This window comes from Rhodococcus sp. NPDC006774, assembly GCF_040636045.1.
In the GTDB taxonomy this organism is placed as follows: domain Bacteria; phylum Actinomycetota; class Actinomycetes; order Mycobacteriales; family Mycobacteriaceae; genus Rhodococcoides.
On sequence record NZ_JBEYIW010000015.1, the window covers coordinates 92,251 to 116,471 of the forward strand.

The window sequence follows — 24,221 nt, forward strand, 5'->3', positions numbered from 1 at the left end:
ACTGAGTGTCTGCCGTCCAGGCTATCGGGTCCGCGCGCTCCTGGTTCCGGCTGCCCGGAGGTCCAGCAGCGGAGCATGCGCAACGACCCGATTGTCGAGAACCCGCTCTATCCGTTTCGTCCGGCTCGCGCCAGGATTCGAGCCCGTTTGCGAGGCAGGATGTTCGCGCGGGTGATATCTCCCTGGTAGTGCGCCAGTACCCGCCGGTCCATCACTCGACGCCACAGCGGCGGAATTGCGGCGAGCATCACCATCGAGGCGTAGCCGGCGGGGAGCTGAGGAGCCTCGTCGCACGAGAGCAGGGTCTGATAGCGCTTGCCTGGATTGGCGTGATGGTCGCTGTGTCGCTGCAGGTGGTACAGGAAAATATTGGTACAGATCCTGTCGCTGTTCCAGCTGTGGCGGGGCGAGCACCGAACGTACTTCCCGCGATCGTTCTTCTCGCGGAGCAGGGCGTAGTGCTCCACGTAGTTCACCATCTCGAGCAGAACGAATCCGACGACGGCCTGCAACAGAAGGTACGGCGCGATGGACCAGCCGAACACGATCAGCAGCGAGCCGAACAGCACGACGCTGAGCAGCCACGTGTGCAGCAGCGCATTGGTCGGGCTCGCGACCGAGCGGCCCTTGCGCCGAAGCCGCTGCGACTCGAGCTTCCATGCGGAGGTCAGGCCGAGGATCGTGCTGCGCGGCACGAAGCTCCACACGCTCTCGCCGAGCCGTGCGCTCGCGGGGTCGTCCGGGGTTGCCACTCGAACGTGATGCCCTCGGTTGTGCTCGACGTAGAAGTGACCGTAGAGCGTCTGCGAGAGGGCGATCTTGGCCAACCAGCGCTCGTGCTGCTCGATCCGATGTCCCAGTTCGTGAGCGGCATTGATACCGGTTCCGGCCACCAGGCCCACCGTCACGGCGAGCCCGATCTTGTCCACCACGGTCAGCTCGCCGTACGCCCACATCCAACACGCGACGATCAGCCCGACGAACTGAATAGGAAGGAAAAGGTAGGTACACCAGCGGTAGTAGCGATCGTTCTGCAGTTTCTCGCTCGCCGACTCGTCCGGGTTGTGCCCGTCCTCACCGGCGATCAGGTCGATCACCGGAATGATCACGAAGAACACCAGCACGCCGCTCCACCAGAACAGCGATATGCCTGTCCAGTAGACCAACTGCGACGGCAGCAATGCCGACGCCGGGGCCAACAGCCCCAGCATCCATAGATAACGTTTGTTGTCCTGCCAGCGAACCGACCGTTCACTGGCCTTCGAATCCCGCCCCCCGAAAGCGACACCCGAACCCTCCAACGAAGGAATTCGGCCGTCCACACTCACTGTTTCAACACCCTCTCATCGAACTTTTTGAGTCCTCCAAGTCTGTTTTCGAGGGTATAACATTCCAGCGGTTTGATGTGACGCTATCTAAATTCAGGCGAGAATCGCTGGTCAGGACATCGATCGGCGCGTAAGCCCGGTCAGTGCTCCGACTTCTCGATGCGAGATTTCTCGGCTTCGCGCTGTCCCATCACCGAGTGCCGCCTGCTGTACACGACGTAGATGACGACACCGGCGGCCATCCAGACCAGGAAACGCAGCCATGTTTCGACCGACAGGTTCAGCATCAACCACAGGCAGGCCAGGACCGCGAGGATCGGCACCAGGGGAACCCAGGGAACGCGGAAACCACGCTCCAGGTCGGGGCGAGTTCTGCGCAGGACGAGAACCCCGGCCGAAACCAGCACGAACGCGAACAGCGTGCCGATGTTCACCATTTCCTCGAGCGTGCCGAGCGGAACGAACGCAGCGAGCAGGCCGACGATGACACCGACCAGAATCGTGGTCCGGACCGGCGTGCCCTTCTTTCCGGTGTGTGCCAGTGCCCGCGGAACCAGTCCGTCTCGCGACATCGCGAAGAGCACCCGGGTCTGCCCGAGCATCAAGACCATCACCACGGTCGTCAGACCGGCGAGTGCACCGAAGGAGATGACGTTCTTGGCCCACGTCAGCCCGTTCAGCTCGAATGCCGTCGCCAGCGTGGAACTGTCACCGGCCAGGTCGGTGTACTTGACCATTCCGGTCAGAACCAGGGTGACGGCCACGTAGAGCACGGTGACGATCGCGAGCGATCCGAGGATTCCACGCGGGAGTGCCTTCTGCGGTTCCTTGGTTTCCTCGGCGGTCGTTGCCACCACATCGAATCCGATGAAGGCGAAGAACACGAGGGACGCCGCGGCCAGCAGTCCGTAAGCACCGAACGTGCTGCCGCCTGCTCCCGTGACGAACGAGAAAAGAGACTGATGCAGTCCCTCGCCCGTGGAGCCCGGTTGCGACGGCGGAATGTAGGGGTCGTAGTTGGCGACCTTGATGTAGAAGGCCCCGAGCACGACCACGAACAGAACGACGATCACCTTCACCGCCGTGATGACCAGCGACACCCGTGAGGACAACTTGGTGCCCGACGCGATGAGCACCGTCAGGACCACCACGATCAGCAGTGCACCCCAATCGAAGTTCAGTGAGCCGATCTCGAGCACCGGAGCGGCCGTACCGAGCAGATCGCCCAGATAGAGCGACCACGCCTTCGCCACCACGGCGGCTGCGAGGCCGAACTCGAGGATGAGATCCCATCCGATGATCCATGCGATGAACTCACCGAACGCCGCATACGAGAACGTGTACGCACTTCCGGCCACCGGCACCGTGGATGCGAACTCCGCGTAACACAGCGCCGCGAGGCCACATGCGATCGCCGCGAGCACGAAGGCCAACGACACTGCCGGTCCCGCAACGTTTCCGGCCGTCCGCGCGGTCAGGGTGAAGATGCCGGCACCGACAGCGACGGCGACGCCGAACACGGTCAGATCCCAGGATCCGAGTTCTTTCCGGAGTTTCGTGTCCGGCTCGTCGGTGTCCTGGATCGACTGCTCGATCGATTTGGTCCGGAACCAACCCGTCGTACGTGGGGTCTTCGCGGGCCGGTCTGCTCTGGTCATCGGTTCTCCGTATCGCCACTTCACCTCGGTGACGGATCACCGAGCTCATCCGTCACTTCTTCACTGTGGCATCAGACTATTGCCTCGCGGCACGCCATTTGCACAATCGCGCGGTTCGAAGCGACAGATGCCGGCGACACGAGATCTACAGGCGGCCGACGGAGGCCACGAACACCTCGGCCTCGCCCGAATCGGCGGTCACGGTGATGGATTCGTCTGCAGCGGGTATCCAGGCCGAGCTGCCCTGCGGCACCGTCAGCTCGAACTGTCGGCCTGCGGTACCGGCCACGACAGTGCCACTCGTGCACAGCAGAATTCTCGGGCCGGAGCCGGGAACGGAGACCGTCTCCCCCGCAGCAACCGCAGTTCGGCTCAACGCGAATTCGGGTGCAGGCGTCGGATACAGGTAGGTCGGCCGATCGCCGACACCCGGGGTGATGGGCGAGATGTCGGCAGGCTCGAAATCCAGCACGCGCAACAGTTCCGGGACGTCGACGTGTTTGGGAGTCAGTCCGCCGCGCAACACGTTGTCGGAGTTCGCCATGATCTCCACACCGGTACCGCGCAAGTACGCGTGCAGGTTTCCGGCGTCGAGGTACAGCCCCTGGCCGGGAGTCAGTGTCACCCGATTGAGCAGCAGCGCCGCGAGCACTCCGGCGTCACCGGGGTACGACTCCCCGAGCTCGAGCAGAGTTCTGGCCTCGGCGGCGAATCGTCCACCGTCGGTGCGAGCAGGACCGGAGAGATAGTCGATGCATCCCTGGGCGACGGCGGGCAGGATGTCGTCCAATGCCTGCCCGGGCAGCGTGATCCACGAGGTGAACACGGTGCGCAGCCCGGAGGCATCGGGCTGGGCGGCCAGCAGGGTGCGATACCCGGCCAGCGCGGGGACGGCCAACGCGTCGAGCAGTTCGACGGTGTCGGTGGGACGCCGGAAGCCCGCCAACGCCTCGAACTCGGTGAGCGCGACGATGAGCTCGGGCTTGTGATTCGGATCGCGGTAGTTGCGTACCGGAGAATCGATGGGGACACCCGCGGCGTTCTCGCGTGCAAAACCTTCACGGGCCTGAGCACTGCTGGGATGCGCCTGCAAGGACAACGGCTCTTCTGCGGCAAGCAATTTCAGCAGGTACGGCAGACGCGAGTCGTAGTGCTGCGCAGAACCACCCAGGTGGGTGGCCGGATCGCCGTCGATCAGCGTGAGCAGTGGCGTACTGCCACCCTCGTGCACCACGTGCGCGGAGTCGGCCGGGTGAGCTCCGAGCCAGATCTCTGCCTCGGGATGATCGGACGGGACCGGGCGGCCCTGAATCCGAGCCAGTGCGGTTCGCGAACCCCATGCGTAGGACCGAACCGCGCCTCGCAAGAGCTGCACTAGCTACCGCCCATCAACAGCAGATACGCGGCAGTGGTGTCCAACCGCGTCGCCAACACGGACATCGTGTCGAGCACCGAGAGTCTAGCCGGATCCGGTGCCGCTGCGGGGTTGTCGAATTCCGATCTCGCGCGCTCGCCGCCGAACAGAGCCTCACTCGAATCGGCGAGCAACAATTCCGACTCCGGGACACCGGCGATTCGTCGTTCGGTCATCGCGCGATCGGCGTCCGAGGCCACCACGATCACGCGCATCGGCAGCGCCGGCGGTGGCCCGTCGAGCTGCTCGTCGTGAAATAACGAGTCGAATGTCTGTGGCGTGCGGGACGATTCGACGACGGACGCCCGGATGGACGCGGCAATGACATCGCCCAACTCCCCCGCACCGACGACGACACCCGCCACGCGCAGCAGCACCTCGCTGCCGTGCCGAGCCACCTCGACCGCGGCGGGACTGCCCCCGGTCAACACCACCCGCCGTCCGTTCAACCCACTGGCGAGGGCCTTGGCCGGATTGTGGAACATCTCGTTGGACGGGCTGTTTCGTACCGCCTCCGCGTCGAGCAGGTCGGCAAGACGAGAAAGATTGGGCAGCAACGTCTTCCACGAGCCGCCGGCAACCGCCCCGAGTACCGCGACGAACGCAGCGAGGTAGCGCATCAGAGCATTGTGGTCACGGACTGCGATTCGAGGTGGCAGCCACATGACTCTGGCTCCACGGACGGCACGCAGCGGCCCCTCCTCGGGAGCGACCACCACGACTTCGGCGCCACGCCGGGCTGCAGCGTCCACCGACTCGGCCAAACGTGGATCTCCGGCGTCGTCGCCTGCCACCACCACCACGTCGAGTGGGCCGATCCACGGCGGAGTGCCGGTGCTGCGTACCAGAGGGACCCCGAGGCGATCACCGAGCGCGGCGACGAGCAGTGACGCCGCCCGACTGCTCCGCCCGTCGCCGGTGACGATCACCACGCTCCGGGGACGCAGATCGGCCAACCGGGCGAGGACCGACTCGTCCACTGCGGTCGCGACAGCACGCACCTGTGCGCCCGCCAGCGCTGCGCTGCGCAAGGAGCCCTCGCGATCGGCTGCGATGAGAGCATCCGAATCGTCGAGATCGACCAGAGACGACACTGCCCTCATGGCTGCGACACCTCCCCTTACGTCACCCGCTCGAAACGCCTGCATACCCACTCACGAACCCTCGGTAACCACTATTCCAGTCCGGCGCGAACGATGCTCAATATCTCCGTCGAAAGCGCATCGACATCGGCTCCGGTACGTGCTTCGACGTTGAGCCGCAGGAGCGGTTCGGTATTCGAGGCCCGCAGGTTGAACCAGGCACCGTCGGCCAGATCGACCGTCACTCCGTCGAGTCGGTCGATGCCCGCGGTCCGATCGGCGAATGCCGCCAGGACCGCCTCGGTGCGTTCTGCGGCATCGTCGACGGTCGAGTTGATCTCGCCCGATGCACTGTAGGTCTCGTAGCTGGCCATCATTTCCGACAGCGGACGATCCTGTGCCCCGAGTGCGGCGAGAACGTGCAGCGCGGCGAGCATGCCGGAGTCCGCACCCCAGAAATCACGGAAGTAGTAGTGAGCGGAATGTTCGCCGCCGAAGATCGCTCCGGTGTCGGCCATCTGCTGCTTGATGAACGAGTGCCCCACCCGGGTGCGAACCGGTGTGCCTCCGAGCTCGGTGACCAGTTCCGGTACCGCGCGCGAGGTGATCAGATTGTGGATGATCACCGCGCCCGGCTCCTTGGCCAGTTCCCGCTCGGCCACCAGGCAGGTGACTGCGGAGGGCGAGACGGGGTCGCCCTTCTCGTCGACGACGAAGCACCGATCCGCGTCGCCGTCGAAGGCGAGTCCGATATCGGCACCGGTCTCGACGACGAAACGCTGCAGATCCACCAGGTTCGCCGGATCGAGCGGATTGGCCTCGTGATTGGGAAAGCTACCGTCGAGCTCGAAGAAGAGCGGCTCGATCGTCACCGGCAGTGGCCCGAACACCGCGGGCACCGTGTGTCCGCCCATTCCGTTCCCGGCGTCGACGGCGATCTTCATGGACCCGATTCCCGACAGATCGACCAGGTCTCGGACGAACTGTGCGTATTCGTCGAGCACATCTCGGGATGTCGCAGTTCCGGACGGCCCGTCGAACTCCGGTACCCCGTCCACCAATTCGGCTTTGACCGTGGCCAATCCGGTGTCCTGGCCCACCGGCTTTGCACCGGCGCGGCAGAGCTTGATCCCGTTGTACTTCGCCGGATTGTGACTGGCGGTGAACATGGCTCCCGGGCATTCGAGCATGCCGGAGGCGAAGTAGAGCTGATCGGTCGACGCCAGCCCGATGTGGACCACGTCGAGGCCCTGTGCGGTGACGCCGTCGGCGAACGCCCGAGACAGCGCGGGCGAGGAATCACGCATGTCGTGGCCGATGACCACCGAGCGCGCGGCCCCTGCCTCGTCGCGAACCAATCGTGCGAACGATGCACCGACGTCACGCACGAACGCCTCGTCGATCTGCTCACCTACGACGCCACGGACGTCGTAGGCCTTGATGACGGCGTTGACGGACTCTGCGGTTCGGGCCACGAAGATTCTCCTGGTGATCGTTGTCGACGACGCCGCTCATCGGCGTCGGATATCGAGCGTCGGTAGCGGTGCGATCCACACCAAGTATCGGCAGACCGTCGCGATCCGTTTCGGTCCTGCTCCTCGAACCTTGCCAGACTCAGGACGGACCGGCCAGTCGGACCGATGCACACCACACTCGGTGTGCTCGGGCGGCTCAGGACGTGGGGTCGGGAAGAACTCGAAGGTGCCCGCGCCTGCCCGTTCGGACGGCCGGAGCGGATCTGCGTTCGGTCTCGGACGGGCGTGAGGCCGAGCGGTCGGCGCTGTCACGGTCCTCGGAGCGGATGCGATCGCCGCGACCGGCCTCGCGTACGGCCTCCGCGAGGGCCGTCAGATCGTCCTCGTCGGGGCTCGACGTCGAGTAGCCACCTTCGTAACGCACCAGTTCCCAGCCCTTGGGCGCGGTGGTGGTCGATGCGTGCACCTCGCACAGATCCCAGGAATGCGGTTCGTCGACTGTCGCGAGCGGTCCGACGACCGCAGTGGAGTCGGAGTAGACGTATGTGAGCGTCGCAACGGCAGAACGGTTGCAACCAGGCCTGCAGCAGCCACGCAGTGATCTCACGAGTGCAGAGTATCCGGTGGGTGCAACCGACCGAACGACCGACACACCGGACGAGCGCGATAACCTCCCCCTATGCCTCGATTCTCATCCGCGCGCAGGATCACTTCTCGGTCCGTGGCTCGGCACGGCCGCGGCGTCCGCGGACCGGTTCTGCCCGAGGACATCCCGGCCAGGCGCTCACGAGCCGAGAAGTTCGACCGACTGGTGCTCGAGGCGTTCGCGCGGATCGATCATCGCTGGCACGAGAAGCTCTCGAAGCTCGACATCGCCGTGGACGAGGTACCGAAGATCAGGGCGTTGGATCCGGAATCGGTGACGTGGCCACCGGAGGTGGTGGCGGAAGGTCCGGTACCGCTCTCGCGATTGGTACCCGCAGGCATAGACAAGCGCGGGGAGACGACACGCGCCAGGGTGGTGCTGTTCCGTCGACCGCTGGAACGGCGCGCGAAGCACCCGGAGGACCTGGAAGATCTGTTGTTCGAAGTTCTGGTCGAGCAAGTGGCCACGTATCTCGGCATCGACCCCGACGAGGTCGATCCGGCCGGGGAGTGAGCGAACCCTAGGGACCCGTCGGAACCGAGCTTCTCAGCCGATTCCGCGCTTGAGCCTGCGACGCTCCCTCTCGGACAACCCGCCCCAGATACCGAACCGCTCGTCGTTGGCGAGCGCGTATTCGAGGCACTCGTCCTTGACCTCACAGCCGAGGCAGATGCGCTTCGCCTCGCGGGTGGAGCCGCCCTTCTCCGGGAAGAAGGCCTCGGGGTCGGTCTGCGCGCACAGGGCGCGCTCCTGCCACTGGTCCTCGATCTCCTCGAACATCTCGTCGAAACCCGCGACGAGACTGAGGAACGGCTTGGCCGGTGGAACCGACTCGGCGACGAACGGCATCGAGTCGGCGTCGGAATCCGACTCGAGTTCGACATCCGCGTCGATGACGTCGACGTCGTTGTCGGTCTCGTCCGTTCGCTCGACGTACGCAGAACCCGCGTCGATCGAGACGCTCGAATCTGCGCCGATGCCGGACTCGGTTTGCGGCGCGTCGTCGACAGCGCTGAGGTGTGCAGTGGGTCCGCCCCGCTGATCACGTGTCACGTGCTGGTCATACATCGCTTCCGCCTCCTCACCTGTGGTAGCGCAGATACTTTCGGTCCTCGTGTTCTCGAATACCTTGCCCCACGCCGGTATTCGATCGAGCTGGTCCAACGTGCCGGTCCGACTCTCGACCTCTACTCGACGTCCAGTCAGGGACGAAGAGGAAGGGAACGAGTGTTCGAAACCAGGTTCGCTGCAATCGAACTCGTGCTGCGAACACTGAATGACATACCTGTGATTAGACACGTCCAGGTGTGTCGCGGTCAAGCCGATCGCAAAAATCCAATACCATCACATGCCCGAAATCGGCGCTCTCCCCGGATCGAAGCCCGTCCCGTGCGTGTCGCATCGGTTCTCGCCGTCGCAAACGGTCCACGCGGACGTTGCGGCCCCGGGTGGGCGCTCACCCCACACCACCGCAACCCCAGTAGGCTCGGGTGTTGTGAAAGTTACTGTTCTGGTCGGTGGCGTCGGTGGCGCTCGGTTTCTGCAGGGCCTGAAAACGTTGTTCGGCGACGAACCCGATCACGAGATCACCGCAGTGGTCAACGTCGGCGACGACGTGTGGATGCACGGGCTCCGCATCTGCCCGGATCTCGACACGTGCATGTACACACTCGGCGGAGGAATCGACACCGATCGCGGCTGGGGTCGCATCGCGGAAACCTGGAACGCCCGGGACGAGTTGGCGGCCTACGGTGCCGATCCCGACTGGTTCGGACTCGGCGACCGCGACATTGCCACACACCTGATCCGCAGTCGTATGTTGCGCACCGGCTTTCCGCTGTCCGCCGTCACCGAAGCCCTGTGCAACCGTTGGCAACCCGGAGTCCGGCTCCTGCCCGTCACCGACGATCGCTCCGAGACCCACGTCGTCGTCACCGATCCGGACGACCCGAGCGGTGAGCAGCAGCGCGCAATTCATTTCCAGGAGTGGTGGGTTCGGTACCGGGCACAGATTCCCACCCACAGCTTCGCCAACATCGGGGCCGAACAGGCAACTCCGGCACCGGGAGTCGTCGAGGCGATCGCCGAGGCCGACGCCGTCGTCCTCGCTCCGTCCAATCCGGTGGTGAGCGTCGGTGCGATCCTCGCGGTGCCGGGTATCCGCGGGGCCCTTCGCACGACGGCCGCCAAGGTGGTCGGCCTCTCCCCCGTCGTCGACGGTAAGCCGTTGCGCGGCATGGCCGACGAGTGCCTGTCCGTCATCGGAGTCGAGACCACGGCGCAGGCGGTGGGCCGTCACTACGGAAGCCGAAGCGGCACCGGCATTCTCGACGCATGGCTGGTGCACACCACCGATACGGCGGTCGTCGACGGTGTGGACGTGCAGTCGGTTCCGTTGCTGATGACCGACCCCGAGACCACTGCGGCGATGGCCCGCACCGCTCTGCGCGCAGCCGGACTCGACCTGTGACCGACACTCACGATCCCGATTCGATCCGGTCGACACCCGAGGATCACGCTCCCGGCGGCTCGATCGAGATACTGCCGGTGACCGGGCTCCCCGAGTTTCGGCCGGGCGACGATCTGGCTGCGACCGTTGCGGACCGAGCGCCGTGGTTGCGTGACGGCGACATCCTGATCGTCACCAGCAAGATCATCTCCAAGGTCGAGGGCCGTCTGGTGCAGGCACCTCGTGATGCGGACGAGCGAGATGCCGCCCGCAGAGTCCTCGTGGAACAGGAAGCCGTGCGCATCGTCGCACGCAAGGGCCGAACCCTCATCACCGAGAATCGACTCGGCATAGTGCAGGCCGCGTCGGGAATCGACGGCTCCAACGTCGACGGTGGCGAACTGGCGCTGCTGCCCGAGAACCCCGACGCCAGTGCCGCAGCGCTGCGCACTGCACTCGGTTCGCTGCTGGGGGTGACGGTCGCCGTGGTCGTCACCGACACCATGGGGCGCGCATGGCGGATCGGCCAGACCGACGCCGCCATCGGTGCCGCGGGCCTGGGCGTCGTACACGCGTACGCCGGAGCCGAGGACGGTCAGGGCAACGAGCTCGTCGTCACCGAGGTCGCGATCGCCGACGAGCTCGCTGCCGCGGGCGATCTGGTGAAGGGCAAACTCGGTGGGGTTCCGATTGCCGTCGTACGCGGACTGACTCCCGTCGACGACGGTTCGACCGCTGCGACGCTGCTGCGCGGCGGTGAGGACGATCTGTTCTGGCTCGGTACCGCCGAGGCACTCGATCGTGGTCGACGCGAGGCGCTGCTGCGCCGACGGTCGGTGCGCTCGTTCACCGACGAACCGGTCGACCCCGACTCCGTTCGTGCGGCCGTTGCCGATGCGCTCACCGCTCCGGCCCCGCACCACACCCGTCCGGTTCGGTTCGTCTGGGTCAGGACCCCCGCTGTCCGGCGTCGGCTGCTCGAGACGATGCGTGAGCAATGGCGAGCCGATCTGGCCGGCGACGGGCTGAGCGAGGAGCGGATCACCGCCAGACTCGGCCGCGGCGACATCCTGTTCGACGCCCCCGAGATCGTGATCCCGTTCTGCGTGCCCGACGGCGCGCACTCGTATCCCGACGAGAGGCGTCGAACCGCGGAGGACACGATGTTCACCGTCGCAGTCGGTGCGGCCGTGCAAGGACTGCTCGTCGCCCTCGCGGTGCGTGATCTGGGCAGCTGTTGGATCGGTTCGACGATTTTCGCAGCCGATACCGTGCGCGCCGAACTCGGCCTGCGTGCAGATTGGAAAGCGATGGGAGCCATCGCAATCGGGCACCCCAGCGAATCCCTGACCGTTCGGGATCCGGTGGTTCCCGGGTCGTCACTGTTGGAGCTCTGACGTGTCGGCGTCGACGCCGCCTCACTCGACTCTGTGGAGTTCGGTCGGGGCATCGCTCGATCGATGGGCACCGTCCGATTCGAACGACGAATCGCTCCGGCACACGATGCTGGCGTTTCTGCACAGCAATCCGGATGCTTGCCTGCGCGCCAACGAGGCCGGCCATTTCACCGCGTCCTCGCTGGTGCTCGACACGTCGGGAACACATGTGCTGCTGACGCTTCATCCGAAGGTCGGTCGGTGGATTCAACTCGGCGGCCACTGCGAACCGACGGACGAGACGGTCGTCGACGCGGCGCTACGGGAGGCCACCGAAGAATCCGGCATCGATGATCTGACAATCGATCCGATGCTGCTCTCCGCCCACACCCACCCGATCACCTGCTCGCTCGGTAAGCCGACGCGGCACCTCGACCTGAGGTTTCTGGTCCGGGCACCGGACGGCGCACGGGCAGTACGCAGCGAGGAATCGACGGATCTGCGCTGGTGGCCGGTCGATGCCCTGCCCGACGACGCCGAGCGCGAGACGATCGACCACCTCGTCTCACTCGCCGCGCGTCGCCGGTAAGGGCCGCCCCTGGGCGTCAGACGTCGGTGGAGAAGCGGACTCCGCCGTCGGGCAACTTGACCCCGGGCCACACGCGTGCGCCGCGGAGCAACTCGCAGCGGGCACCGATGTCGGCACCGTCGCCGATGACCGCGTCGCGCACCAGGGCGCGGGGTCCGATACGGGCACCGAAGCCGAGAATGGATCGCTCGACGACGGCCCCTGCCTCGACGACGGCACCGTCGAACACGACGGCTCCGTCGAGACGGGCACCCGCTCCGATCTCGGCACCGCGTCCGACGACCGTTCCGCCGATCAGCAGTGCACCCGGTGCCACCCCCGCGCTCGGGTGAACCAAGGACTCGCCGCGGTCTCCGTGCAGCGCCGGTGACGGCGCGATACCGCGGACCAGATCGGCCGAGCCCTTGACGAAGTCCTCCGGTGTTCCCATGTCGCGCCAGTAGGCACTGTCGACGTGTCCGTAGACCTTCTTGTCCTCGGCGAGCAAGGCGGGGAACACTTCTCGCTCCACCGACACCGGACGGCCGGCCGGAATGGACTCGATGATCTCGCGCTTGAAGACGTAGCAACCGGCGTTGATCTGATCGGTCGGCGGATCCTGCGTCTTTTCGAGAAACGCTGTCACTCGGCCGGATTCGTCGGTCGGCACACAGCCGAACGCGCGCGGGTCGCCGACACGAACCAGATGCAACGTGACGTCGGCATCGGTGTTCCGGTGCGTATCGAGAACTGCCGTCAGATCGGTGCCGCCCAAGACGTCCCCGTTGAAGACCATGACGTTCTCCGCGCGCAGTCGCGGCAGAACGTTCCTGATGCCGCCACCGGTACCCAGCGGCTCGGTCTCGAAGACGTACTCGAGTTCGATACCCATCGAGGATCCGTCCCCGAAATGCTGCTCGAACACGTCGGCTTTGAACGACGTGCCGAGGACGACGTGCTCGATCCCTGCGGCCTTGATACGCGCCAACAGATGGGTCAGAAAGGGCAGTCCTGCGGTGGGCAGCATCGGTTTGGGTGCCGACAGCGTCAGCGGCCGCAGCCGAGTTCCCTTGCCGCCGACCAGAATGACTGCATCGGTACGTGCGGCGACCGATGGGGAACTATCCGACATGTCCAGCCTCTGTTCTCTCGTCCGTGAGTCGTCCATCACCTGCGCGGGCCCGAAGCGCCGAATTCACAACGATCTTCGAGCGAAGACCGAGACCTGCGCGCAGCGCCAATCGTAAGGGAGCCTGCCACGTCCGGGCGTGTCTGTCGGCCTGAAAGCGGTATGCACTGGTGTGATGTGCCGGCAACATCACTTCCGGATGCCGTCCTGCCGCATGCCCTTTCGAGTGGGTGACCTCGACATCGGGAACGTAGACGTTGTGCCAACCCGCTCTGCCGAGCCGGTCACCGAGATCCACGTCCTCCATGTACATGAAGTATCTGGAGTCGAATCCGCCGATCGAATCGAACGCCGAACGCCGCAGCAACAGGCACGATCCCGACAGCCATCCCACCGGCCGCTCACTGACCGTCTCGTTCTCCTGGCGATATCGCCGAGTCCACGGATTCTTCGGCCAGATCTTGCCGAGTACGGCGTGGCCGGCTCCGGACGTGAGATCGGGCACCGACCGCGCCGACGGGTACCGCGAGCCGTCGGGCTCGCGAATGAGCGGTCCGAGAGCACCGGCCCGCGGCCACCGCGCCGCCGCGTCGAGCAGGCCGTCGAGCGATCCCGGATGCCACCGCACGTCGGGATTGGCCACGACGACGAACTCGATGTCGGGGTCGATCTCGGCCACCGCACGATTGACGGCTGCGCCGTAGCCGATGTTCGCGCCGGTGCGCAGCAACTCCGCCTCTTCGAACGCGATCTCGGCTGCCTCGGGTGTGCCGTCGACCGAACCGTTGTCCGCCATGATCACCCGAAGGGGCCGCGTCGTCGCCTCACGTAGAGACGTCAGGAACTGGTCAAGGTATTCGCCGGGTGAATAGGTCACGGTCACCACGGCCAGCTCGGAACTCACGCGGGCAAGACTAGCCCGATCTCGCCTCGAACCCTCATGTCGACTGCGCCAAGGCTGCTGTCAACGCGTCCGACCACGGCCGCGCCGGGGTCAGACCGGCATCGACCCACGCGGTCGGTGAGAGCACCGAATATGCGGGCCGAGGTGCCGGAACGACGTATTCGGCGCTCGAACACGGCGTCACACGCTCGGGATCGGCACCGATTCCCGCGAACACCGCGCGTGCGAGGTCGAACCAGCTGGCCTGCCCCGCATTGGTGTAGTGCAGCGTTCGTGCGCGCACAGCAGGGTCGGCTTCGATCTCGAGCAGGCCCGACGCCAGATCGAGGGCGAACGTGGGCGAACCGATCTGATCGTTCACCACCGAGATCGTCTCGCGCTCGCCTTCGAGTCGGCGCATCGTGGTCACGAAATTCTTGCCCGTGTTGTCGTACACCCAGGCGGTTCGCACGACCACGGCCTCGGGAAGCTCCTCGTGCACTGCGAGCTCGCCGGCGAGCTTGGTGCGTCCGTACGCCGACTGCGGCGCGGTCTTCGCATCGACCTCGTACGGTTCGATCGCTGTGCCGTCGAACACATAATCGGTGGAGACGTGGATCAACCGGGCTCCGACACGCCCGCAGGCGCGCGCGAGATTTCGAGGGCCGTCCGCGTTGACCGCCCACGCCCTGGCCTCGTCGGTCTCGGCGGCATCGACGGCGGTGTACGCAGCACAGTTGATCACCGTCGACCCTGCGCTCACCGCGGCAGCGACGGCGTCGGGGTCGGTGATGTCCAGGTCGGCGGACGAATATCCGCACACCTCGGCACCGTCACCTCGTTCGGCGGCGAGAGACATCACTCGGCGGCCCAACTGGCCGTGTGCACCGGTCACCACGATCGCATTCACGGTTGCCAAGTGTGGCACGCCGCGTTCGCTTCGGCGAGGCAGCGACCGGCGACAAGTAACCTTCGAACGGCGGGGGGAGAACAACGAAGTAGGCAGGTTTCAGGCCGGCCGGAAACGAGAGAGGGTCGTCACGGTGCCACGAGATCCAGGCACGCCCGGAGGTGAGCGCACTCCCCCGCCGAGGCGGAGCGCTACCCGGCGAACCGACGGTCCCCGAGCGCGCACCACGGGCCGCCCCGACGATCACAGCGGCGCTGCCCACCGTTACCGCGACGACGAACGCCGTGGAGAACGCCGCACCGGAGAACGCAGACAGGTCGCACCCGGCGAACGCACAGGTAGATCGCGCCGGCCGGATCGACGCAGCCCTCGCGGTGGCGTCGAGCGACCCGAGTCCGACGGCAGGTCGCCTCGCGCCGGTGGTACCCGATGGCCCGCGACCCACGTCGCGGTCGCAGTGCTCTCGATCCTCGTCCTGCTGGTGACCGGTTTCGCGTGGCGCAGTGTCGACAGCCTGCGCTCGAATATCGCCACCGCGGGTGGTCTCGGTCTCGGCGGTGCCGCCGACGGTGCCGTCGACATCTTGATGGTCGGCACGGACAGTCGAACCGATGCCCACGGCAACGCGTTGTCCCCCGCGGAACTCGCCTCTCTCAACGCAGGTGAAGAGGTGGCGTCAAACACCGACACGATCGTGCTGATCCGCGTCCCGAACGACGGTTCGTCGGCCACCGCGATCTCCATCCCGCGAGACTCGTACGTCGAGGTACCCGGCATCGGCATGTCGAAGATCAATGCTGCGTACGGCGCGACCAAGGAGAACAAGCGGCTCGAATTGGTGGAGCAAGGGGTCACGGACGCCGATGCCGAATCCCAGGCAACCGAAGCCGGTCGTGAGGCCCTCATCGATTCGGTCGCCAACCTCACCGGCATCACCGTCGATCACTATGCCGAGGTGGGGCTGCTCGGCTTCGTGCTGCTGACCGATGCCGTCGGCGGTGTCGAGGTGTGCCTGAACAACCCTGTGCAGGAACCACTGTCGGGTGCGAACTTCCCGGCGGGCGAGCAGAACCTCTCCGGTTCGCAGGCCCTGAGTTTCGTCCGACAGCGACACGATCTTCCCCGCGGAGATCTGGACCGCATCGTGCGCCAGCAGGTGTTCATGGCCTCGCTCGTGCGGAGTGTGCTCAGCGCCAAGACACTGAGCAACCCCGGCAAACTGGGCCAACTCAGCACCGCGGTGCAGCGATCGGTGACACTCGATTCCGACTGGGACATTCTGCAGTTCGCCACTCGCCTGCAGGATCTCGCCGGCGGCAAGGTCAAGTTCGAGACGATCCCCGCCGTCGACATCAATGCGACGACCGACTACGGCGAGTCGATCGTGCAGGTCGATCCCGCTGCGGTGAAGAAGTACGTCGAAGGACTGCTCGCCGACGGTAATTCGGCGGAGACCAACGCCGAGAATGCGGACGCCCCCGATGTCGATCCGTCGACCGTGACCGTCGACGTCGCGAACGACAGCGGTATCGACGGCCTGGCCAACGGCGTCGCCGGTTCGTTGACGGCGTTGGGGTACGTCGACGGCACCATCGGCAACTACGAGGGCACGTCGATCTCGGCGAGCCGCATCCAGGCTGCCGATGTGGACAGCGATGCTGCGCGCGCCGTCTCGGCAGCGCTCGGCGGACTGCAGATCACCGCCGACGACACCTTGTCGGCAGACACCGTTCGGGTGGTACTCGCGAACGACTATGCGGGACCCGGCTCGGGCCAGGCCGCAACTGCGGAAACCATTGCTCCCGAATCGGGTACGGCGGTTCCCGAGGCACCCGCTGCTCCGATCGACGCCGGCTCCACCGGTCCGATGTGCGTCAACTGATCGGTGCCGCTCACAGTGTGTGAATCGGTGTCGTCGGGCGTCATCTAGGGTCGTGGGGTGGCTTCGAATCTGACTCAGACCCTGCTCGACCCGATTCTCGCCGCCGATCCGGCCGGTCCGCGCGTCACGTTCTACGACGATGCGACCGGTGAGCGAGTCGAGGTGTCCGCGGTGACCCTGGCGAACTGGGCGGCCAAGACCGCCAATCTGTTGCGCGACGAGTTCGCCTTCGAGGTGGGTGGCAGGGTGAGTGTGCTGTTGCCCGCGCACTGGCAGACGGCTGCCGCGCTGCTGGGAGTCTGGTGGGCAGGCGGCGAGGTGGTCATCGGGGCCGACGACTCCGTGGACGTGGCGATGGTGTCGGGCGATCGGCTCGACGAGTCTCCCGAGGCGGACGAGGTGCTGGCGTTCTCGCTCGACGCATTCGGCAAGGCAGTCCCCGATCTGCCGATCGGCATGACCGACTACGCGACGTCGGTGCGGGTGCACGGCGATCAGTTCAGGGTCGCGGGCTCCGGGAGCGCAGGCGCGGCGCTGGACGGGCGTTCGGTGGACGAGGTACTCGCTGCCGCTCGTGAGCGGGCAGACGCACGTGACTGGACGGCCGCGGACCGGGTCATGTCCAGCGCGTCCTGGACCACGGCCGACGAGCTGATCGACGGTCTGCTCTCGGTACTCGTCGTGGGTGCGTCACTGGTTCAGGTGGCCCATCCGGACGAGGCGAAGGCGCAGCGGCGCGCCGAGACCGAGAAGGTCACCGCCACTGTTGCTCAGCCGGTCTGACGGTAACCGCCGTCGGCGAGTCCGGCCTCGATCTCGTACTTGTTGGCCGGGCCCCGATGTCGCGCTTCTTCGGCGAGGTAGCGGAACGGGAAGGTGAGCCCGAAGTTCGCCCATTGGTCTGCATGTACGGCCTCGTGCCGCAGTACCCGACGGGCGGTGTTGCCCTTCGTCAGATAGGCACCGCCGAATGTCGTTCCGCCGCGCCCGAATCCACCGCGCAGCCCGGTGCACACGAACAGGGAGAATTCGTCGTCGAAGCGCGCCGTGCCGCGCCAGAGACGGGCATAGAGCAACGCCAGCCGCGTCACGAACATGGACTGCCGACTACCGCGACCCGCGCGCCGGATCTGCTCGCTCCGTGACACGATTCCGCTCACCCGAGCAGAGTGGTGCGCAGCGCTTTGTCCTTCTCCAGCACCATGGCCTCCAGTGAGGCCTGGAACGCGGACATCCGTTCTTGCAGAGCCGGATCGGATGCACCGAGAATTCGGACCGCAAGCAACCCTGCGTTGCGCGCACCACCGATCGAGACCGTGGCCACGGGAACACCGGCGGGCATCTGAACGATCGAGAGCAGCGAATCCATGCCGTCGAGGTACTTCAGGGGCACCGGCACACCGATGACCGGCAGCGGCGTCGCCGACGCGACCATGCCGGGCAGGTGAGCCGCTCCCCCGGCCCCGGCGATGATCACCTTGATGCCGCGGCCTGCGGCATCGCGGGCGTAGTCGAGCATGCGCTGCGGGGTTCGGTGCGCCGACACCACGCCGACCTCGAAGCGAATACCGAACTCGGCCAACGCTTCTGCAGCAGCTTCCATCGTGGGCCAGTCGGAATCGCTGCCCATGATCAGGCCGACGGCAGGAGTGGAGCCTGCGGAACGACCATCGGGGGCAGGAGTGTTGTCAGTCATTGTGCGGGTCCCATCCGTCGGTCCATTCGGCGTGTGACATCCAGTGCGCTGCGCGTTCGGCTCGCTCGCGCACCGAGGCCACGTAGGCGGGGTCGGCGAGCGAACCCGACTGCGCGCCCAGGATGTTCACGTGGCCGATCTTGCGATCCTTGCGCTCGCCCTTGCCGTACAGATGCACCTTCGCATCGGGCATCCGGGCGAACAGGTGATGCAGCCGCTCGTCCATCGTCATCTCGGGGGCCTCGGGCGCGCCCAGAATGTTGGCCATCACCGTCAGCGGAGCGAGTGGGTCGGTGTCGCCGAGCGGGTAGTCGAGTACCGCGCGTAGGTGCTGCTCGAACTGCGAGGTCCGACACCCGTCCATGGTCCAGTGACCGGAGTTGTGCGGTCGCATGGCGAGTTCGTTCACCAGGAGCTTGCCCGAGGTGGTCTCGAACAGTTCGACCGCGAGGTCTCCGACCACACCGAGCGCACCGGCGATGTCGAGAGCCAGCCTGCCTGCGAACGTGGCGACGTCCTCGTCGAGGTCGGGAGCCGGCGCCAGCACCACGGCGCACTGACCGTTGCGCTGCACCGTCTGCACGACGGGCCACGCAGCTCCCTGGCCGAACGGTGATCGTGCAACCATGGCCGACAGCTCGCGGCGCATGGCGACCTTCTCCTCGACCATGAGCGGTACACCCAGGTCGAGTTGAGCGGTGACGATCGCCTCTGCTTCCTCGGCGTCAGCGGGCATCCACACTCCACGCCCGTCGTAGCCGCCTCGTACGGCCTTGAGCACCACCGGCCACCCGTGCTCGTCTCCGAACGCAATCGCGTCCTGCGCCCACGACACCTCCGCGTAGGCGGGGCCGGGCGCACCGAGTTCGGCGAGCTTGCGACGCATGCGCAGTTTGTCCTGGGCGAATATCAACGCGCTCGGCGGCGGTTGCACGTTGACGCCTTCTGCCACGAGAGTCTCGAGGTGCTCGGTGGGCACCTGCTCGTGGTCGAAGGTGAGCGCATTGGAACCGGTCGCGGCCGTGCGCAACGCATCGAGATCGTCGTGGTGCCCGAAGACGACGTCGGGGCTGACCTGAGCTGCCGGCTCGTCGGCACCCGCGGCGAGGACGCGAAGAGTCTGTCCGAGCTCGATCGCGGACTGGTGAGTCATTCGGGCGAGCTGACCGCCGCCGATCATCGTCACCACGGGCATTCCGGTCGACGACGGGCGCGCAGCAGTGGGGCGCGGTTCGGTACCTGTCACGGCTCACCATGGTGTCATGTCGCACGCATTCGGTCCGACCCGGCGTCTCGCACCGGAGTCCGCATGCTGGGCGAGGACCTGTGGAAACCCTGATGATCGGAGCCTCGGTTCGGCGAACCCGGGGTGTGTTTCGTAGACTTCACCGTTGTGCCGACGATCGCAAGCGTGCTCCAACGCTTACCCACGCCCATTCGGGACCTCGCGATTCGGCACAGTGAGCTGATCAAGTTCGCCATCGTCGGTGGCACGACGATGGTCTTCGACCTCGTCATCTTCTATTCGCTGAGCCTGACGGTGCTCGAGCAGAAGCCGGTGATCGCCAAGATCATCTCGGGTGTTCTCGCAACCCTGCTCAGCTACTTCCTCAACCGCGAATGGGCCTTCAAGCATCGTGGCGGACGCGAGCGGCACCACGAGGCACTGCTCTTCTTCGCGATCAGCGGCATCGGCGTGCTCATCGCAGCCGGTCCCCTGTGGATCGCGAACAACGTCTTCGACATTCGCGACGCCAGCGAATCCCTGACGACGCTGGTCATCATCGACTTCGTCCTCAACTACATCATCGGCAACCTGCTGCAGATGGCATTTCGGTTCTGGGCATTGCGCCGCTTCGCGTTTCCCGAGGACAACGCGCGGACGATCCTGGAAGTCGACGCCGAACGCAACGAGGACCCGACCGACGCGGCGGACGTACTCGACCAACCCTGAGATGCTCAGCGTGGTTCGCGGCGAGGCACGGCACGCGACGGTTCACGCCACGCAGGCAGGAACACCGAGAAGAGCGCGGGACGACGTCGCTGCAATTCCAGCCTGCCGCCGTCCGCCTCGATGAGAGCCCTGGCCAGAGCGAGGCCGACACCGGTGGAACCGGCTCCGGAAAATCCACGGTCGAAGATGTGCGGAGCAAGTTCGTTGCTCACCCCGGGCCCCTCGTCCGAGACCTCGACGCAGACCAGTCGTTCACGGCGTCGCTCGGTGCTCTCGACGGCCGAGACGGCCCGAACCGCCACCGTGCAGGCCCCGCCGCCGTGCACCAGAGAATTGTCGACCAGCACCGAGACCGCTTCACGCAACCGCGATCCGGTCACCGAGGCCTTCAGATCCACGTCACCCTTGATCACCAGGGTCCGGCCGACGTCCTCGAAATTTCGCTGCCATTCGACGACGGTGCCGATCAGTTCCTCGACCACCGAGACCTCGTGCGCGTCGGCCGCGCCGTCACTACGAGAGGATCGAACGAGCTCGTCGATGGCAAGGGTCAGTCGGTCCACCTGATCCATCGCCTCGTTGGCCTCGTCGACCACCGCCGGATCCGGGTGCGTGGATATTTCGTCCAGGCGAAGGCGGACTGCGGTCAGGCGGCTGCGAAGTTGATGCGAGACATCGGCGACCAACGTGTGTTCGCGCTGCAGCCGTCCGGCGATCTCGACGGTGGCCGAGTCGAGAACCTCCGAGACCCGATCGAGTTCTGCGATGCCGTGCCGTCGTGGGTCCGGCCTGAAATCACCCTCGGCGAGGCGAGCAGCTCGCCGCGCCACATCCTGCAGCGGATCGGCCAGCCGCTTGGCTGTCAGGACGGCCACGACGGTGCCTGCCATCGCTGATGCGAGGACGACGAGAGTCACCGCTCCGAGCGCCTGGCGCTGCAGGGAACGCATGTCGTCGGACGGCACTTCGAGGCGAAGCGAACCCGAGGTGCCCATCGACAGCGACTCCACGAGCGGTCGAGGCACGGACGACTGCCCGATGTCCGCGCGCGATGCGGCATCCTCGGGGGTGGGGTAGATGACCACGAGCCGGCCACCCTGCGGGATGGCCAACCGGAGCGAGCCGATGTCGAGCTGGCCCTCGATCAGACCCGCCGACCCTTCCTGCGAGATGATCTCCGCCGCCATTCGATCCAGGCGTGCCTGCAGGTCGTTGCGGGTGAAATCCTCCACCCACAACCAGGCGGTGTACATCAGGGGCAAACCGAGCAGCAACGCCGTCATGACGACGACAGCGAGAATCGAGACCAGAATTCGGCGCCGCATCGACCGCTAGTCGCTGTTGATGCGGAAGCCGACGCCGCGCACCGTCGCGATGCGACGCTCGGCCACGGGTCCTTCGTCGCCGATCTTGCGACGCAGCCAGGACATGTGCATGTCGAGGGTCTTCGATCCGCGCAGCTCTGCGTCGCCCCAGACCTCACGCAGGATCACTTCACGAGAGACGACTTGGCCCGCATGGTCGAGCAAGACCTTGAGCAGCTCGTATTCCTTGTTGGCGAGAGATATCTCGGTGCCACCGACCAGGACGCGTCGGGCAGCGGGTTCGAGGCGGATGGCACCGACCTCGATCGGGGAATCCTCCCCGGCACCACGGCGGCGGAGCAACGCACGTACGCGGGCCATGAGCTCGGCGAGCCGGAAGGGCTTGCCCACGTAGTCGTCGGCACCGGCGTCGAGACCCACCACGAAGTCGACCTCGTCGGTTCGTGCGGTGAGCATGAGCACGGCAACCTCGGATCGGTTGGCACGCACCTGCCGACACACTTCGAGGCCGTCCATCCCCGGCAGGCCGAGGTCGAGTATCAACAGGTCGAATTTTCCGTCCAGCGCGCGCTGAAGGGTGGCGGGGCCGGTCTGTTCGACGGTCACCGTGTAGCCCTCGCGCCCGAGAGCTCGGGACAGGGGCGCAGCGATGGCTTCGTCGTCTTCGGCAAGCAGCACGTCGGTCACATCGGTCACCCTACGGTTCGAAGGTGAGAACAGCCTGTGTTACCTGCGTTTCCCAGCTCGCCAACCGGGCTTGGAGTCGCCTGCCGAATCCTCCGGCATCGGCTCGAATGCCGCCTCCCGGCCGTGCACGGATTCGCGACGGTACTCCATCGAGTCGAATACCTGCTGGTAGAGCAGGGAATGCACGCGTTGCACATGCGGAATGTCGTCGAACTCGAGTGGATCGTCCGATGCCGAGGCGATGATGAGCGTGCCGGTGCGCAACATCCGGTCCATCAGTCCGTGTCGAAATTGGACGTTGCTGATTCGGCTCATCGGAATGTCGATGCCGGAGTGGGTGAGCACGCCCTGCCTGATCAGCACTCGCCGATCGGTGACGATGAAATGCGTGCACTTCCAGCTGATCAACGGCACCAGGCACCGCCATACGACGACCGCCGCCCAGAGCACCGCCGTGGCGATCATCGCGACGTTCGCGGCTGTCGATTCGAGCCGTGCACTCGCGGCTCCGAGGCCGACGCCTGCCAGGCCCGTGACGAGGACGAAGGTGACCGACGGTAGGACGAGCATCTTCCAGTGAGGGTGATGATGAAGCAGGAGCTCTTCCTCGTCGGCCAACGCGTCCTGTGGATAACCCACGTGCACTCCTGACTACTCGCTACGACTTCCGTCGAGTCGACATGGTCTCACGAGAGGGGTCGGAGATGAGTGACATCACCGGCCGCCACGGCGAGCACCGACGGGCGATCGGACCCGGGTTGCTCCACCTCGATCACGATGCGTCCGTGCTCGTCGACGTCGACCGCGGTTCCGATCTTCTCGTCGCCGCCGGGCAGATCGACTCGCACGCGTTGCCCGATGGTGCCGCACCTCTCCCGGTACCGGTGGGCGAGTGCATCGGTGTTCCAGTTCGAGTCCCGCCACGAGTCCACCTCGGCGGCCATCCCACGCAGAATCGCCCGAACCAACGTGTCACGGTCGAGAACCGCGGCCCCCTCCAGCGCCAGTGACGTCGCCGTCGGTACCGGCAACTCGTCGACCGTCATCGACACGTTCACCCCGAGCCCGATGACGACTGTGGGCGACGGTCCGTGCGCGGCGACCTCGGCCAGGATTCCCGAGACCTTCTTGCCACCGATGAGGACGTCGTTGGGCCACTTCAGCCGAGCATCGACTTCACCGACGGTGCGTAACGCGTCGACCAGAGCGATTCCGGTCATGAGCGAGACCCACCCGAGCACCGCGGGATCGATTCCAGGGAACTTCAGCAGCATCGACACCAGAATCTGTGACCGCGGCGCGCCGGAGAACGGTCGCGCGTGCCTGCCGCGTCCGCTGTCCTGATGTTCGGCGATCAGTGCCGTCCGGTCGGCGTAGTTCGCGGCCCCCGCGATCAGATCCGCATTGGTCGAACCGGTTTCCGTCACCACGTCGACCCGAGACCAGGAGGCCTGCGGGCCGTCCACCAGTGCCCGGCGAAGTGCGCGAACGTCCAGCGGTGGGCGATCGAGGTTTGTCCACATGCGCTCCAGCATATGGGCTCGGCGACAGGCCGACGGCTTGTCGCGAACCACCCTCGGTCGGGGCGCAGATCACACTCGCAGTTAAAGTGGTGCCCCATGACCAGCGTCCAGGATTCCACTGCACCCGGGTCGGCCGAAGCCCCCGATATTCATACGACTGCGGGTAAATTGGCCGATCTTCGTAAACGTCTCGCGGTTGCGGAGATTCCCTCCGGTGAGGCGGCGGTGGACAAGGT

Annotated in this window: 25 protein-coding genes; 8 read left to right on the plus strand and 17 right to left on the minus strand. The window is 65.9% G+C overall.

The window, feature by feature from the left end:
• Positions 1–107 precede the first annotated feature (107 nt).
• The 6 genes from ABZ677_RS20680 to ABZ677_RS20705 form a co-directional block, all read right to left on the minus strand.
• Positions 108–1,211 (minus strand): alkane 1-monooxygenase, encoded by a 1,104-nt coding sequence (locus ABZ677_RS20680; RefSeq protein WP_230596230.1) that lies wholly within the window; start codon positions 1,209–1,211, stop codon positions 108–110.
• Between the two features lie 257 nt (positions 1,212–1,468).
• On the minus strand, positions 1,469–2,986 hold the full coding sequence (locus ABZ677_RS20685) for an amino acid permease (protein ID WP_358372725.1): 1,518 nt from the start codon (positions 2,984–2,986) through the stop codon (positions 1,469–1,471).
• 145 nt (positions 2,987–3,131) lie between these two features.
• A complete protein-coding gene (manA, locus tag ABZ677_RS20690) occupies positions 3,132–4,361 on the minus strand; it encodes a mannose-6-phosphate isomerase, class I (RefSeq protein WP_037189917.1) in 1,230 nt (409 codons plus the stop codon).
• The gene (locus tag ABZ677_RS20695; protein ID WP_358372729.1) at positions 4,361–5,503 is read right to left on the minus strand and encodes a tobH protein; all 1,143 of its coding nucleotides are present in this window, start codon (positions 5,501–5,503) and stop codon (positions 4,361–4,363) included. The genes manA and ABZ677_RS20695 overlap by 1 nt, the downstream gene beginning before the upstream one ends.
• Positions 5,504–5,574: 71 nt before the next feature.
• Positions 5,575–6,957 carry a phosphomannomutase/phosphoglucomutase gene (locus tag ABZ677_RS20700; RefSeq protein WP_037189919.1) on the minus strand — a complete coding sequence of 461 codons (1,383 nt, stop codon included), beginning with the start codon at positions 6,955–6,957 and terminating at the stop codon, positions 5,575–5,577.
• Positions 6,958–7,153: 196 nt separating this feature from the next.
• Positions 7,154–7,564: a DUF3499 domain-containing protein gene (locus ABZ677_RS20705; protein ID WP_170946053.1), complete on the minus strand. Its 411-nt coding sequence runs from the start codon at positions 7,562–7,564 to the stop codon at positions 7,154–7,156.
• A gap of 72 nt (positions 7,565–7,636) precedes the next feature.
• Between ABZ677_RS20705 and ABZ677_RS20710 the strand changes: the two genes are divergently transcribed.
• Positions 7,637–8,116 (plus strand): metallopeptidase family protein, encoded by a 480-nt coding sequence (locus ABZ677_RS20710; RefSeq protein WP_037189920.1) that lies wholly within the window; start codon positions 7,637–7,639, stop codon positions 8,114–8,116.
• Between the two features lie 33 nt (positions 8,117–8,149).
• Here ABZ677_RS20710 and ABZ677_RS20715 read toward each other — a convergent pair whose 3' ends face one another.
• On the minus strand, positions 8,150–8,383 hold the full coding sequence (locus ABZ677_RS20715) for a WhiB family transcriptional regulator (RefSeq protein WP_027496498.1): 234 nt from the start codon (positions 8,381–8,383) through the stop codon (positions 8,150–8,152).
• Between the two features lie 715 nt (positions 8,384–9,098).
• Between ABZ677_RS20715 and cofD the strand changes: the two genes are divergently transcribed.
• The 3 genes from cofD to ABZ677_RS20730 all read left to right on the plus strand — a co-directional run bounded on the left by cofD (position 9,099) and on the right by ABZ677_RS20730 (position 12,017).
• Entirely contained in the window at positions 9,099–10,073 is a 975-nt protein-coding gene (cofD, locus tag ABZ677_RS20720; RefSeq protein WP_358372734.1) for a 2-phospho-L-lactate transferase, read from the plus strand.
• The gene (locus ABZ677_RS20725) at positions 10,070–11,449 is read left to right on the plus strand and encodes a coenzyme F420-0:L-glutamate ligase (RefSeq protein ID WP_052047542.1); all 1,380 of its coding nucleotides are present in this window, start codon (positions 10,070–10,072) and stop codon (positions 11,447–11,449) included. The genes cofD and ABZ677_RS20725 overlap by 4 nt, the downstream gene beginning before the upstream one ends.
• A 106-nt stretch (positions 11,450–11,555) precedes the next feature.
• Positions 11,556–12,017: an NUDIX domain-containing protein gene (locus ABZ677_RS20730; protein WP_082323630.1), complete on the plus strand. Its 462-nt coding sequence runs from the start codon at positions 11,556–11,558 to the stop codon at positions 12,015–12,017.
• 16 nt (positions 12,018–12,033) lie between these two features.
• On the opposite strand, the gene ABZ677_RS20735 is transcribed toward ABZ677_RS20730, so the two are convergent.
• The 3 genes from ABZ677_RS20735 to rfbD are packed head-to-tail and all read right to left on the minus strand — an operon-like array spanning position 12,034 to position 14,918.
• A complete protein-coding gene (locus tag ABZ677_RS20735) occupies positions 12,034–13,128 on the minus strand; it encodes an NDP-sugar synthase (RefSeq protein WP_037189923.1) in 1,095 nt (364 codons plus the stop codon).
• Positions 13,118–14,029, minus strand: coding sequence for a glycosyltransferase family 2 protein (locus ABZ677_RS20740; RefSeq protein ID WP_037189924.1), 912 nt, complete (start codon positions 14,027–14,029; stop codon positions 13,118–13,120). Before ABZ677_RS20740 ends, ABZ677_RS20735 begins: the two co-directional genes overlap by 11 nt.
• A gap of 34 nt (positions 14,030–14,063) precedes the next feature.
• Positions 14,064–14,918: a dTDP-4-dehydrorhamnose reductase gene (gene rfbD, locus ABZ677_RS20745; protein WP_358372738.1), complete on the minus strand. Its 855-nt coding sequence runs from the start codon at positions 14,916–14,918 to the stop codon at positions 14,064–14,066.
• A 161-nt stretch (positions 14,919–15,079) separates the two neighbouring features.
• Between rfbD and ABZ677_RS20750 the strand changes: the two genes are divergently transcribed.
• Genes ABZ677_RS20750 through ABZ677_RS20760 form a run of 3 tightly spaced genes read left to right on the plus strand, consistent with a single transcriptional unit; the run spans position 15,080 to position 17,583 of the window.
• Positions 15,080–15,403 carry a hypothetical protein gene (locus ABZ677_RS20750; protein ID WP_358372741.1) on the plus strand — a complete coding sequence of 108 codons (324 nt, stop codon included), beginning with the start codon at positions 15,080–15,082 and terminating at the stop codon, positions 15,401–15,403.
• Positions 15,376–16,800, plus strand: a complete 1,425-nt coding sequence (locus ABZ677_RS20755) for an LCP family protein (protein WP_094634128.1) — start codon at positions 15,376–15,378, stop codon at positions 16,798–16,800. Before ABZ677_RS20750 ends, ABZ677_RS20755 begins: the two co-directional genes overlap by 28 nt.
• A 57-nt stretch (positions 16,801–16,857) precedes the next feature.
• Complete coding sequence (locus ABZ677_RS20760) at positions 16,858–17,583, plus strand: TIGR03089 family protein (RefSeq protein ID WP_358372744.1); 726 nt, start codon at positions 16,858–16,860, stop codon at positions 17,581–17,583.
• On the opposite strand, the gene ABZ677_RS20765 is transcribed toward ABZ677_RS20760, so the two are convergent.
• From ABZ677_RS20765 to ABZ677_RS20775, 3 genes are read right to left on the minus strand one after another with little or no spacing between them, the layout of a single operon-like run.
• Positions 17,571–17,897, minus strand: coding sequence for a hypothetical protein (locus ABZ677_RS20765; RefSeq protein WP_358372759.1), 327 nt, complete (start codon positions 17,895–17,897; stop codon positions 17,571–17,573). The two genes, ABZ677_RS20760 and ABZ677_RS20765, sit on opposite strands and share 13 nt — an antisense overlap.
• Before the next feature lie 59 nt (positions 17,898–17,956).
• Positions 17,957–18,496: a 5-(carboxyamino)imidazole ribonucleotide mutase gene (gene purE, locus ABZ677_RS20770; RefSeq protein ID WP_052047543.1), complete on the minus strand. Its 540-nt coding sequence runs from the start codon at positions 18,494–18,496 to the stop codon at positions 17,957–17,959.
• Positions 18,489–19,742, minus strand: a complete 1,254-nt coding sequence (locus tag ABZ677_RS20775; RefSeq protein ID WP_037189928.1) for a 5-(carboxyamino)imidazole ribonucleotide synthase — start codon at positions 19,740–19,742, stop codon at positions 18,489–18,491. The genes purE and ABZ677_RS20775 overlap by 8 nt, the downstream gene beginning before the upstream one ends.
• Before the next feature lie 147 nt (positions 19,743–19,889).
• Here ABZ677_RS20775 and ABZ677_RS20780 point away from each other — a divergent pair, with 147 nt between their 5' ends.
• Positions 19,890–20,450, plus strand: coding sequence for a GtrA family protein (locus ABZ677_RS20780; RefSeq protein WP_052047544.1), 561 nt, complete (start codon positions 19,890–19,892; stop codon positions 20,448–20,450).
• 5 nt (positions 20,451–20,455) lie between these two features.
• Here the strand turns inward: ABZ677_RS20780 and ABZ677_RS20785 are convergent, their stop codons facing one another.
• The 4 genes from ABZ677_RS20785 to ABZ677_RS20800 are packed head-to-tail and all read right to left on the minus strand — an operon-like array spanning position 20,456 to position 23,985.
• Positions 20,456–21,775, minus strand: coding sequence for a HAMP domain-containing sensor histidine kinase (locus ABZ677_RS20785; protein ID WP_037189933.1), 1,320 nt, complete (start codon positions 21,773–21,775; stop codon positions 20,456–20,458).
• A gap of 6 nt (positions 21,776–21,781) precedes the next feature.
• A complete protein-coding gene (locus ABZ677_RS20790) occupies positions 21,782–22,462 on the minus strand; it encodes a response regulator transcription factor (RefSeq protein ID WP_037190266.1) in 681 nt (226 codons plus the stop codon).
• 39 nt (positions 22,463–22,501) lie between these two features.
• On the minus strand, positions 22,502–23,101 hold the full coding sequence (locus ABZ677_RS20795) for a PH domain-containing protein (RefSeq protein ID WP_358372750.1): 600 nt from the start codon (positions 23,099–23,101) through the stop codon (positions 22,502–22,504).
• Between the two features lie 47 nt (positions 23,102–23,148).
• The gene (locus tag ABZ677_RS20800; protein ID WP_094742243.1) at positions 23,149–23,985 is read right to left on the minus strand and encodes a biotin--[acetyl-CoA-carboxylase] ligase; all 837 of its coding nucleotides are present in this window, start codon (positions 23,983–23,985) and stop codon (positions 23,149–23,151) included.
• Positions 23,986–24,221 lie beyond the last annotated feature (236 nt).

Excerpts from the sequence above, each read along its gene's own strand:
- ABZ677_RS20680 (WP_230596230.1), bottom strand. The coding sequence starts at position 1,211 with ATGCTGGGGCTGTTGGCCCCGGCGTCGGCATTGCTGCCGTCGCAGTTG.
- ABZ677_RS20685 (WP_358372725.1), bottom strand. The coding sequence starts at position 2,986 with ATGACCAGAGCAGACCGGCCCGCGAAGACCCCACGTACGACGGGTTGG.
- ABZ677_RS20695 (WP_358372729.1), bottom strand. The coding sequence starts at position 5,503 with ATGAGGGCAGTGTCGTCTCTGGTCGATCTCGACGATTCGGATGCTCTC.
- ABZ677_RS20710 (WP_037189920.1), top strand. The coding sequence starts at position 7,637 with ATGCCTCGATTCTCATCCGCGCGCAGGATCACTTCTCGGTCCGTGGCT.
- ABZ677_RS20715 (WP_027496498.1), bottom strand. The coding sequence starts at position 8,383 with ATGTTCGAGGAGATCGAGGACCAGTGGCAGGAGCGCGCCCTGTGCGCG.
- ABZ677_RS20730 (WP_082323630.1), top strand. The coding sequence starts at position 11,556 with ATGCTGGCGTTTCTGCACAGCAATCCGGATGCTTGCCTGCGCGCCAAC.
- ABZ677_RS20735 (WP_037189923.1), bottom strand. The coding sequence starts at position 13,128 with ATGTCGGATAGTTCCCCATCGGTCGCCGCACGTACCGATGCAGTCATT.
- ABZ677_RS20765 (WP_358372759.1), bottom strand. The coding sequence starts at position 17,897 with ATGTTCGTGACGCGGCTGGCGTTGCTCTATGCCCGTCTCTGGCGCGGC.
- purE (WP_052047543.1), bottom strand. The coding sequence starts at position 18,496 with ATGACTGACAACACTCCTGCCCCCGATGGTCGTTCCGCAGGCTCCACT.
- ABZ677_RS20785 (WP_037189933.1), bottom strand. The coding sequence starts at position 21,775 with ATGCGGCGCCGAATTCTGGTCTCGATTCTCGCTGTCGTCGTCATGACG.
- ABZ677_RS20800 (WP_094742243.1), bottom strand. The coding sequence starts at position 23,985 with ATGTGGACAAACCTCGATCGCCCACCGCTGGACGTTCGCGCACTTCGC.